Here is a 267-nt window from a genome sequence, read left to right on the forward strand (position 1 = left end):
GTTGACAGTTTACAAATATGTAGGACGTACAAAAAGTGGTGCACCCACTAAAGGAATAATTAATGCGAATGATAAAAGAACGGCAATTGTAAAATTACGGGAGCAAGGGATCAATCCACGGGAAGTTAACGAATCAAATAGTATTTTGCATAAAGATTTAACCTTTGGTGGAAAGGTCAAAAACCAAGATTTTGTTATCTATTGTCGTCAGTTTGCTACCTTGATTCGAGCAGGTGTATCCATTGTAGAATCGACGAATATTCTTGC

Annotated in this window: 1 protein-coding gene; it reads left to right on the top strand. The window is 36.7% G+C overall.

Features of this window, described 5'->3' with window-relative positions; translation table 11 throughout:
- The coding region (locus SB764_RS40875) for a hypothetical protein (RefSeq protein WP_410866880.1) at positions 1–267 on the top strand (267 nt) is incomplete at both ends.

Origin of the sequence: Paraburkholderia sp. SIMBA_027 (genome assembly GCF_046535315.1) — a bacterium.
Taxonomy (GTDB): Bacteria; Pseudomonadota; Gammaproteobacteria; order Burkholderiales; family Burkholderiaceae; genus Paraburkholderia; species Paraburkholderia tropica.